Here is a 10333-nt window from a genome sequence, read left to right on the forward strand (position 1 = left end):
CGTCTCCCGGATGCGATTGATTTGTTTGTGGAAACATAATCTTACGCAAAAAGGCAGGCGCTCACCTCCTCTTTCCTTATCCCGAACTCAGGTTATCCTACGGCATGGTGTAATACACCACAAACTGATGCAGGCGATGTGAGGAACGCTATGTCCTTGATGGCATCCAGGTCAATGATGCTTATCTTGGTGGAGAGCGTACAGGAGGAAAAGCGAGTAGAGGTTCACAGAACAAAGTGCCCATTGTTGCTGCTGTGTCTCTGACTGAGGATGATCACCCTTTGCGCGTGAGGATTACACCAATCTCAGAATTTACGCTGAAGGCAATTACAAAAAACCACACTACCGTTTATATGAATGAAAGCGCGAGCCTATTAGCACTTTTTACCAGCAGTTTTCTTGCCGCAACGTTATTACCAGGAGGATCCGAAGCAGTGCTTGTCGGGGTATTGATCGCCTACCCGGATCTGTTTTGGCCAGCGCTGAATGTTGCCACGCTGGGAAATACATTAGGAGGATTGAGTTCTTACGTGATTGGTCGTTTTCTGCCCGATGAACAGGCTTTGTCAGAAAAACTTGGCCGCCATGTTCATGGACTGAAGTGGACACGTCGCCGTGGGGCACCCATACTATTCCTGTCCTGGTTGCCACTCATCGGCGACATATTATGTGTGGCTGCTGGATGGCTGCGGATCAACTGGGTCTCCGCAGCATTTTTTATTGCTATCGGAAAATTTGCACGCTACTGGGTAATCGCCGCAGCAATCAGTTAGGAATTCACAAGCAAGCGAATTTACTTTTCCAGCAGTTTTTTCAGTTCACCATTCTGAAACATTTCAGCCATGATATCCGATCCACCAACAAACTCCCCGTTGACGTACAACTGAGGGATGGTGGGCCAGCTGGAATAATCCTTGATACCTTGTCGTATTTCCGGATCAGCCAATACATTTACAGCAAAAAAATCTTCAACGCCACAAGCACTCAATATTTGTACAGCATTAGCGGAAAAACCGCACTGTGGCTGCTGCGGAGTACCTTTCATATACAAAACTACCGGGTGCGTTGATACTTGTTGCTCAATAGAATCAGCGATATCCATATTTAATTTCCTCTTTAAATTTATAAAGCAGCTACTTGTTTCCTGAATAACAGACATTTCAACTGGGACAAATTTATACTAAACCTTGGCTAATACCACTCATGCTGTTTGAATCTTTATACCCAGAATAATTTCCAGATGGCGATATAAACTTCTATGCCGGAACCAATCCATACTGCCCCCCCGTTACCCTGTCTATCCCAGCAAGATCTGATTTGGTGAATATATGGAAAAAGCCAGTTTTATCCAACAATCTGCGACAAGTATCAGCCTGATCGTATCCATGTTCAAGCATTAACCACCCGGATTGCTCCAGATAATCTGGAGTCTGAGCAATTATTCTACAAATACAATCCAGACCGTTATTCTGAGCCACCAGTGCGACAGAGGGTTCAAAACGCAAGCCATCAGCTTCAAGATGCGGATCCCCCTCAACTATATAAGGCGGATTAGCCACGATCACATCAAACTTTTCTCTGACAAAACACGAAAACCAGTCAGCTTCAATAAATACTACATTTTCCATGGAATATCTTCTAGCATTTCTGCGCGCCACAGCCAGTGCCAGAGGAGAAAGATCAACTGCTGTCACATAAGCATCAGGACGATGTTTGGCGATTGTAATGGCAACAACCCCGCTTCCGGTTCCCAAATCAAGAATGTTACAGCGCCGATCTAGTGGAATTTTAGACAATGCCATTTCCACCAGCAATTCTGTCTCAGGGCGAGGGATCAGAACTGCTGGAGTCACTTCAAAAACCAGATCGTAAAACCCTCTTTCTCCCGTCAAATATGCAACCGGTTCCCCTGTAACGCGTCTCGCAAGCAGCTGCTGGAAATATACGATCTGTTCCATACTTAGCAATAGTTCTGCATGTGTAATCAGAAAAGCTGCATTCACGTTCAGTACACTTTGCAGCAGCCAGCGTGCATCGACCCGATCTATAACACTTGCAGCACTCTGCAAAAGTTCGCCGATTGTAACGGGCGTGCTCACGCCCTCCTGTTGTGCCGAAACAGGCGTGTTCCCTGTCATCTTTCGATCATGGAAGCCAGCTGTGCAGCTTGATGTTCGGCAGCCAAAGCAGAACATAATTCATCCAGGTCGCCGTCCACAATCTGTTCTATTTTATAGAGTGTAAGGTTGATTCTGTGATCAGTAATTCTCCCCTGCGGGAAATTATAGGTCCGGATCCGCTCTGAACGCTCACCGCTGCCAACCAGTGATTTCCGGGTAGCTGCCTGTTCAGCCTGTTGCGCACGCACCTGCTTGTCGAGAATACGAGCAATCAGCACGCTCATAGCCTGTGCCTTATTCTTATGCTGGGAACGCCCTTCCTGGCACTCAGCCACAATTCCTGTCGGCAAATGGGTAATCCGTACAGCTGAATCTGTCTTGTTAATATGCTGCCCACCCGCTCCAGAAGCGCGAAAGGTATCGATTCTTAAATCAGCCGGATTCAGGGTTACGCCGGAAATTTCATCTGCTTCCGGAAGCACGGCAACAGTACAGGTTGAAGTATGTACACGCCCTTGCGTCTCAGTCACTGGAACACGTTGCACCCGATGCGCACCCGATTCAAATTTAAGCCTGGAATAGGCGCCGTGGCCAATAATCCGGGCAATAATTTCCTTGTATCCGCCCACTTCAGAAGGATTCTGGGAAACAATTTCCACTTGCCATCCCTCACGCTCCGCATACCGGCTATACATGCGAAACAAATCGCCTGAAAACAGAGCAGATTCATCCCCTCCCGTACCCGCCCGTATTTCCAGGAAAATGTTGCGCTCATCATTTGGATCCTTGGGCAACAGCTGCCTGAGTATCTCGGTTTCAATATTTGCCAGCTTCTGCTTGTCCGCATCAATCTCGACTTCAGCAAAATCCCGGAATTGTGGATCCACACTCATTTCCATGGCGGTAGCCAAATCTCGCTCAACCTGCTGGTAAGTGTGATAAAGCCTGGTTACCGGCTCAATTTCAGATCGTTCACGAGAAAGTTTCCGATAATTATCCAGATCAGTCGTGATCTTTTCATTGCTCAATAGCTTGTCCAGTTCCTCCAGTCGTATACTCAGCCGGGTAAGCTGATCCACAATTCCCTTATTCATTGTGGATGACGCAACTGATACAGCCGATTGACAAACTCAACAAGTTGTTCACGCTCATCATTGGTTGCCTGGTTGAGAACAGAAGAAGGAAAATGAAGAAATTTGTTGGTTAATCCGCTGCTGAGTGATTCCAGTACTTCTGCAGGATTTTCTCCCTTGGCCAGTAATTTATGAGCGCGACTCAGCTCATGCTGACGAAATTTCTCGGCCTGATCGCGTAGTGCGCGAATAGTCGGAACGGCCTGCCGCGTGGCGACCCAGTGCATAAAATCCATGACATTTGAATCGATAATTGTTTCTGCCTGAGTGACCGCACCCTGACGACTATCCAGTCCTTCCCTGACAATATCAGCCAAATCGTCTACGTAATATAGAAATACATCGTCCAGCTCGGCTACTTCTGGCTCAACATCTCGTGGCACAGCCAGATCAACAATAAAAATCGGGCGATGTTTGCGCAACTTGACGGCTCGTTCCAGCATCCCTTTGCCAAGTATCGGTAACGGGCTTGCAGTCGAAGTGACAACAATATCATGCAATGCCAGTTGATCCGGTAATTCACCCAGAGAGATGGGGTGCGCGTTAAAACGTCGCGACAGTGCTTCCGCCCGCTCTACAGTACGATTTGCAACCGTTATATGCATGGGGTGTCTGGCAACAAAATGGGCAGCGCACAGCTCAATCATTTCGCCCGCGCCGATAAACAACACTTTTTGCTCACTGATGTTACCAAAAATTCTTTCGGCAAGACGTGCTGCTGCTGCTGCCATTGAAACCGAACAAGTGCCTATTTCTGTAGAGGTGCGCACTTCTTTTGCTACAAAAAATGTGTGCTGAAACATTTTATGTAATAGTAATCCCAGCGTCCCCGCTTGTTCAGCTGATTTCACTGCATTCTTCATCTGCCCCAGTATCTGTGCTTCACCCAGCACCATGGAATCCAGTCCGCTGGCAACACGAAATGCATGCTTTACAGCCTGCTCCCGCAATAATTTGTAAAGGTAGGGCTCAAGGTCTCCAGAGCGGAGATGATGAAAATCAGCCAGCCACCCGACAGCTTTATCGGGTGTATCGGTATTACAATATATTTCAGTACGATTACACGTTGAGATTATAGCCGCCTCTTTAACCAGCTGGTGACCCACCAGATCATGAAGCGCATGTTGCATCGACTCTTCCGTAAAAGCCACATGTTCGCGTATATCTAAAGGTGCAGTATGATGGTTAACACCAAAGGCAAAAAGTTGCATGAAAAATATCCTGATGACGCCAATTCAAAATTGGCTAATTATAACGGAAGTTATACCGCCTCAATCAATGGAAGTTCCATGGCTATACGCCGCACAATATGTATCTCGGCTGTTTTGCCTGCGGGAATCCTTGACACCCGGGCAGAGACATTTCTACCATAGCGGTTTCTTCAGGGAGTCATTGTGTCAATCGAGTCAATCAGAAACGTTATCGCCAAGGATATGGGCGAAGTGGATAACGTTATCCAGCAAAAGCTTCATTCTCAAGTTGTTCTTGTCCGACAGGTCAGCGAATACATCATCCATAGCGGCGGAAAAAGGTTACGACCAGCATTAGTCATCCTTGCCACAGGGTTATTCGACTACAAGGGTACGCATCACTATAATCTCGCTGCTGTCGTCGAATTCATCCATACCGCAACACTATTACATGATGATGTAGTGGATGAATCCCGGCTGCGCCGTAATCAAGCCACAGCCAATGCTTTATTTGGCAACGCTGCCAGTGTTTTGGTAGGTGATTTTCTGTACTCGCGCGCTTTCCAGATGATGGTGGAAGTCGATAACATGCGGGTTATGAAAGTGCTGGCCGACGCAACCAATACCATCGCCGAGGGCGAAGTACTGCAATTACTTAACTGCCGTGATCCAGACGTTGAAGAGGAAGACTATTTACGGGTTATCCGTTTCAAAACCGCCAAGCTTTTTGAAGCAGCTGGCCGGCTGGGGGCGATACTGGGTGGAGCCACTCCGTCTGAAGAAGAAGCACTAGCTGCTTATGGCATGCATTTGGGCACAGCATTCCAGCTGGTAGATGATTTGCTGGATTATTCGGGTAATGATCATGACACCGGTAAAAATCTGGGTGATGATCTGGCAGAAGGAAAGCCAACTCTGCCACTAATCTTCGCCATGCGGGCTGGCACGCCCGACCAGGCAGATACGGTCCGTCACGCCATTGAATCCGGTGGAAAAGACGGGTTTGGATCAGTACTAGAAATCATCCAGAAAACTGGTGCGCTGGATTATGCAAAGCAATGCGCGCAGAAAGAAGCCAACATGGCCACTTCCGTAATCTCTACGCTCCGTGATTCTATCTATAAACAATGTTTGCTAGAATTGGCAGAGTTTGCTGTTTCGAGAAATTATTAATATCTACCGACATTGCCAGCTTCGGCAATTATCATTGGAAATCCTGAATATTTCCTTACCGGTACTGTTTTTCGATAAACTGTTTCATTCGGGGTGTAGCTCAGCCTGGTAGAGTACTGCGTTCGGGACGCAGGAGCCGGAGGTTCAAATCCTCTCACCCCGACCAAATAAGCTGGTAACTCGGCCTGGAAATCACAGCTTATTATAAGGTTTGGCGCTCGTGTTTAAATGATTCCTTCCAAAACAAGTCTCCGCCAAAACAATCTGAAATCGCGATACAATTTTTTGAAGTTCTGGAAACAATTAAAGGTATTGACTATCGAGGTTTTAGTAGAAGAATCTCCCACCTGACTATCTTCTGCAAAATAAACGGACAAAAGGTTAAAACTCGGAAAGTAAGCGCGGATATCCGCTAGTGATCCATCGAAGGTAAAGGCCATTTTTGCCCGGCATATTCAGGAATTCCACGATATCCGCTGAAGAATTGTCACTATCTAAATTAATTGGGTGACGATTGTTAAACTATTTAATTGAGGATATTGGAAATGGAAATTACTTGTTATCGCGATCCTGAAATCAAACGGGAAAAAAGGACGTTACCAGCAACCACCTATAACTTGGCGATCCAGTTATTTGCTCGCTGTGGAGCAAAAAGTCTTTTCATACCCATCCGAAGTATGCAATATCTGGCTATCATCGATCGTGAAGAATTTGTATTTGTTGATGGTCAACGCAAATGCTGGGTAGATATTGCTTGGCAAAATTTCCATTCGCATGAACGTGAGTCACTTGATCAACCCATTGAATATGAAGCAGTTTATTATCAGGAAGATCAAACAGCAGTTATGCGCCGTCTGCAAAGAGAATTTCCACTTGCTTTGTATGCAATGATGGCAAAACAAACCCCTCACAACCCGGCAAAAGTAATCAGGTTCCGATCTAAAGCTTCTGCAGATAACTCGTAGTGATAGAAGCAGGGAATATATTTGTAGTGAGAAAGTCTTCCTGAAGTACGTATATCTATGCCATCAAGGATGTAAAATCACAACTTGTCTGTTGCGTATTTTACTATATGTCGCAGCAGTTACTGCATCAGCCCAGGCATGTGCTTGAACAAAAGGCAGATAGCATCAAGATATTGGAGCGCGCGACCAATGTATGACAATTAAATAACAGTTTTAATAGAAACTTCAGAACATGACTGCTGCTGCGTCAACACTGATCATCCCTGTTGAGAACCAGGTTCGTGAACTGGATGCAAAACTCCTGTTATCTTGCGTGGCTGCCGAACGCGGATTCCCGGTTGTTATCGGTTCTCGTGCCTACATTCATTTTGAAGTTGCTTCGCTGCCACGCGGCATATATCTTGCAAAAAGTATGCGCAGGTTGAGCAATTCCATGTTCCGGATCCTTCGCATGCTTGGCCACGAAATTATTGCCTGGGAAGAGGAAGCACTGGTTCATCCTCCGGCAGATACCTATTTCTCGCTACGGTTATCTCCCGTTACGATGAAAAATGTTTCTCATTTCTTTGCCTGGGGCCAGGAAAATTTTGACTTGATCCAGCAATACCCACAACTCCCAGAAAATCTGCCCATTCACGTAACTGGGAATCCACGCGGCGACATCCTGCGACCAGAAATACGCGCCTACTTTGCTGCAGATGTGGAGCGCCTGCGTGAGACTTATGGCGACTTTATCCTGATTAATACCAATTTTTCCAGCGTAAACCCTTTTATCCCCAGTATCGGCATGTTCATCTCGGGTAAAAATGGAGAAAAAACATCCCGGCGCGGACAGGGTGGGATCGGTTTAAGCGACGAATTCGCCGAAGGGTTGTGGCACCACAAGAAAGCCATACTGGAGAGTTTCAAGCAGCTTATCCCGGCATTGGAACGCGCTTTTCCTGACGTAACTATTGTTGTCCGCCCTCACCCAAGTGAAAATTTACAGGTTTATCACGATATTGCTGCCCAATGTCACCAGGTAAAGGTTGCGAATGAAGGTAATGTTATTCCATGGCTTCTGGCTTCGAAAACAATGATACACAATGGCTGTACAACCGGACTGGAAGCTTATGCCCTGGGCGTACCTGCCATTTCTCATCTGGCTTCTTTCAATGAGTACTACGACTATGACTTCCAGGGGCTGCCTACCAAACTTAGTTATCAGTCGTTTAACTTCGGCGAACTTGAAGAAACCTTATCCCGGATTTTACGTGGTGAATTGGGTGTTGCAGATGGAGAAGAACGTAAGAAACTTATTGATTACTATTTGGCAGCACAACAAGATCGCCTGGCATGCGAGCGTATCGTGGATGTACTGGAGGACAGTGGCTATGGCCAATCTCAGCTAGCAGCAAGTTCTACTGCAAAATACATAGCGGGATGGGCACTTGCCAACCTGAAAACAACATTAACCCAGTTATATATGCGCCGCCCAGGGCCAAATCGACTTTCTTATCACAACCATCGTTTCCCCGAGATTTCAGTTGCCCAAATCGAATAAAAAATTGCACAATTTGGCCATTTACTAAATCGTTTTCAAACGATTAAAGTTAAACAACACTCACGGTATTTGTTCAAAATTAGTGCTTGATAGCTACAAAGAGATAAAAACAACAGTACATTCCCGAAAATTTTCAGTGAACATCACGAGTTAAAAGAACCTGGTTCCAGAAGAGCATCAATACAAGCCCCTCCTCCGCAACAGAGCACACCCAACAACTCAGTCAAGATTCATCACTAAGATCTGTATCCCATCCATTATTCCTTACGATAGTTATTCTCTGTTCATACAAAACAGAATGTCGCTGCTGTAATTCTGGCAGCAAAAGGCTGGGAAGATGTGAGTAAGGCTCCCATGCAGCGTAAACTTCTTCATAAAGAACCTGCATCCGAGACATATCCCATCCCGTGCAGATCTCATTCTCGGGCAATATACCAAAAATCCACGCATCAATTACAATACGCCCCAAAGGAGTCAATCCTCCATCTGCATCTGATCTACCCCCGAGTAACGTTTCTCACTCATAAGCCATCCTCAATCAGATTAACGAGTCAATCCCGCATACAACATAGGCAGTCTCTCCGGCAACCGCATAACATGATCCACCACCATGTAGTTGCACATCCCAAATATTCTGGATACATATTGATCAGCATACGAATCAAAGCTCACGCAAAAGGTTAATATCCCAGAACGCCCTGCTTCCTCTACTGCCTTTTTGGTATCGAACCGCAGATATTGCGGGTCACGCACATCGACGTCCGCCGGTTCACCATTAGCAATAACGAGCAGTAACTTCTTGGCAGAGTGCTGCATTTTCAAGAAATGGCTCGCGTGGCGTATAGCCGCTCCCATACGGGTAGATAGCTGGCCGGTCATGCCGGCAATCCGAACAAAAACCATGGATTGCGAAAGGATCCCCACCCGGTTAATGGCATCTGCCAATAGCACAGTTGCCTGTCCGGTCAAATCCAGTACGGAATATTCATGACCATTCACCTTGTTGTTAGTGGATTCCGACAAATCCAGCAATACTAATACTGATATATCACGCACTTTACGCACGGCACGCATCATGACGCGCGGATCTGGATGCTGCCCCATACGTATATCGGTGAACGAAGAAATCGCTGCATTAATATCGATTTCATCCTCATCCTCCGGCTTGCGAATACGTTGTACACCTTGAGGCTGCATCGCATCAAGCAAGAATTTCATGCGATGAATTTCCTTTTTATACTGAGTAGCAATGTCGTCAATAACCTGAATATCTCCTGGCTTTGGACGTTTTTCCTGAATCGTTGACCATTCAGGTCATTCCAACTGAATCTTGTAATCCCACTCGGAATAATAATGAGGCGAAGCAATCTGTTCCTTATCCCACATGGTGTTATAGGAAATGCCGTTATCTTCATATGGAAAAAGTTCAGAATCCAATATCCATACTTCGTTGGCATCATCGCCAGCAAATTCGCATTCTGTTTCATTAATAAATTCCATCAAACTGACTCGTCTGCAAACCTGCTTCGGCGTGCCACATCCGGCAGCAATCGAGAGCGCTTAAATCAAACTCCTCAAACTCTCAGAAGTAGTGGTTATCATCACATCCGTTCTGATTGAACGGTATCTTCTTGGCCATGATTTCATGAGCAAGCTACACCAATATATTGGCATATCTGGTTATCATCCTGAATCACCCCTAGTTTTGAGGAGGCTCTAACCTTTGAGAAAATAGAGCCATGAATAAACAAAATCAGCTTTCCCTGGAAGTAAAAGAACGGGCAGTCCGGTTGGTGCAGGAGCATCGTCAGGAATATTCCTCACTGTAGGCAGCGGTTGAATCGATTCCACCCAGGATTGGCTGTGTGCCATCTACATTGCTAGATTGGGTCAAGCGTAGTGATGTGGCGCGACGGTGTAACAACCGGTGAACGTGAACGCATCAAAGCCATGGAGCGTGAGATCAAGGAGCTGCGCCGTGCCAACGAGATTCTAAAGACAGTCAGTGCTTTTTTCGCTCAGGCGGCGCTCGACTGCGAACTGAAGAAATAAACGCCTACATTGATCAGCATCGAGCACGATGCGGCCGATCTGAGTGATGCCATGCGAATCCCGGCTTAATCCGGGATAGATAATCTTTTCCATGTTTGCTCCAGTAATGCGGCTGTGCGGCGCGACGACACCTAGGCGCTGCATCCTAACCAAACCT

8 protein-coding genes, 1 tRNA gene, 3 pseudogenes and 1 other annotated feature are annotated in these 10333 nt (G+C 46.3%); of the genes and pseudogenes, 7 read left to right on the forward strand and 5 right to left on the reverse strand.

The window, feature by feature from the left end; genetic code table 11:
* Positions 1-93 precede the first annotated feature (93 nt).
* Positions 94-329: pseudogene (locus tag BM331_RS11700) on the forward strand (IS1595 family transposase); the annotation flags it as partial.
* Between the two features lie 24 nt (positions 330-353).
* On the forward strand, positions 354-773 hold the full coding sequence (locus tag BM331_RS10900; RefSeq protein ID WP_074929505.1) for a YqaA family protein: 420 nt from the start codon (positions 354-356) through the stop codon (positions 771-773).
* 20 nt (positions 774-793) lie between these two features.
* Here the strand turns inward: BM331_RS10900 and grxD are convergent, their stop codons facing one another.
* The 4 genes from grxD to hemA form a co-directional block, all read right to left on the reverse strand.
* Positions 794-1102 (reverse strand): Grx4 family monothiol glutaredoxin, encoded by a 309-nt coding sequence (gene grxD, locus BM331_RS10905; protein WP_011633918.1) that lies wholly within the window; start codon positions 1100-1102, stop codon positions 794-796.
* A 154-nt stretch (positions 1103-1256) separates the two neighbouring features.
* The gene (gene prmC / locus BM331_RS10910) at positions 1257-2138 is read right to left on the reverse strand and encodes a peptide chain release factor N(5)-glutamine methyltransferase (RefSeq protein ID WP_074929496.1); all 882 of its coding nucleotides are present in this window, start codon (positions 2136-2138) and stop codon (positions 1257-1259) included.
* Positions 2135-3214, reverse strand: a complete 1080-nt coding sequence (gene prfA / locus BM331_RS10915; RefSeq protein WP_074929497.1) for a peptide chain release factor 1 — start codon at positions 3212-3214, stop codon at positions 2135-2137. The genes prmC and prfA overlap by 4 nt, the downstream gene beginning before the upstream one ends.
* Complete coding sequence (gene hemA, locus BM331_RS10920) at positions 3211-4464, reverse strand: glutamyl-tRNA reductase (RefSeq protein WP_074929498.1); 1254 nt, start codon at positions 4462-4464, stop codon at positions 3211-3213. The genes prfA and hemA overlap by 4 nt, the downstream gene beginning before the upstream one ends.
* Positions 4465-4647: 183 nt before the next feature.
* Between hemA and ispB the strand changes: the two genes are divergently transcribed.
* The 4 genes from ispB to BM331_RS10940 all read left to right on the forward strand — a co-directional run bounded on the left by ispB (position 4648) and on the right by BM331_RS10940 (position 8124).
* Positions 4648-5616: an octaprenyl diphosphate synthase gene (gene ispB, locus BM331_RS10925; RefSeq protein ID WP_074929499.1), complete on the forward strand. Its 969-nt coding sequence runs from the start codon at positions 4648-4650 to the stop codon at positions 5614-5616.
* An 89-nt stretch (positions 5617-5705) separates the two neighbouring features.
* Positions 5706-5782 (forward strand) — tRNA-Pro (locus tag BM331_RS10930).
* Between the two features lie 379 nt (positions 5783-6161).
* Positions 6162-6581 carry a hypothetical protein gene (locus tag BM331_RS10935; protein ID WP_074929500.1) on the forward strand — a complete coding sequence of 140 codons (420 nt, stop codon included), beginning with the start codon at positions 6162-6164 and terminating at the stop codon, positions 6579-6581.
* A gap of 232 nt (positions 6582-6813) precedes the next feature.
* Complete coding sequence (locus BM331_RS10940) at positions 6814-8124, forward strand: surface carbohydrate biosynthesis protein (RefSeq protein WP_256214902.1); 1311 nt, start codon at positions 6814-6816, stop codon at positions 8122-8124.
* Between the two features lie 543 nt (positions 8125-8667).
* Here BM331_RS10940 and BM331_RS11490 read toward each other — a convergent pair.
* Positions 8668-9812, reverse strand: a pseudogene (locus BM331_RS11490) (nitric oxide reductase activation protein NorD); the annotation flags it as partial.
* 51 nt (positions 9813-9863) lie between these two features.
* Here BM331_RS11490 and BM331_RS11705 point away from each other — a divergent pair.
* Positions 9864-10199: pseudogene (locus tag BM331_RS11705) on the forward strand (transposase); the annotation flags it as partial.
* Positions 10131-10213 (forward strand) — a sequence feature (AL1L pseudoknot). Its footprint overlaps the pseudogene before it by 69 nt.
* Positions 10214-10333 lie beyond the last annotated feature (120 nt).

Origin of the sequence: Nitrosomonas eutropha (genome assembly GCF_900116685.1) — a bacterium.
Lineage (GTDB): Bacteria > Pseudomonadota > Gammaproteobacteria > Burkholderiales > Nitrosomonadaceae > Nitrosomonas > Nitrosomonas eutropha_A.

Bases quoted from the DNA above. Each gene is read 5' to 3' on its own strand.
- BM331_RS10900 (WP_074929505.1), top strand. From the start codon at position 354: ATGAATGAAAGCGCGAGCCTATTAGCACTTTTTACCAGCAGTTTTCTT.
- grxD (WP_011633918.1), bottom strand. From the start codon at position 1,102: ATGGATATCGCTGATTCTATTGAGCAACAAGTATCAACGCACCCGGTA.
- prmC (WP_074929496.1), bottom strand. From the start codon at position 2,138: ATGACAGGGAACACGCCTGTTTCGGCACAACAGGAGGGCGTGAGCACG.
- prfA (WP_074929497.1), bottom strand. From the start codon at position 3,214: ATGAATAAGGGAATTGTGGATCAGCTTACCCGGCTGAGTATACGACTG.
- hemA (WP_074929498.1), bottom strand. From the start codon at position 4,464: ATGCAACTTTTTGCCTTTGGTGTTAACCATCATACTGCACCTTTAGAT.
- BM331_RS10935 (WP_074929500.1), top strand. From the start codon at position 6,162: ATGGAAATTACTTGTTATCGCGATCCTGAAATCAAACGGGAAAAAAGG.
- BM331_RS10940 (WP_256214902.1), top strand. From the start codon at position 6,814: ATGACTGCTGCTGCGTCAACACTGATCATCCCTGTTGAGAACCAGGTT.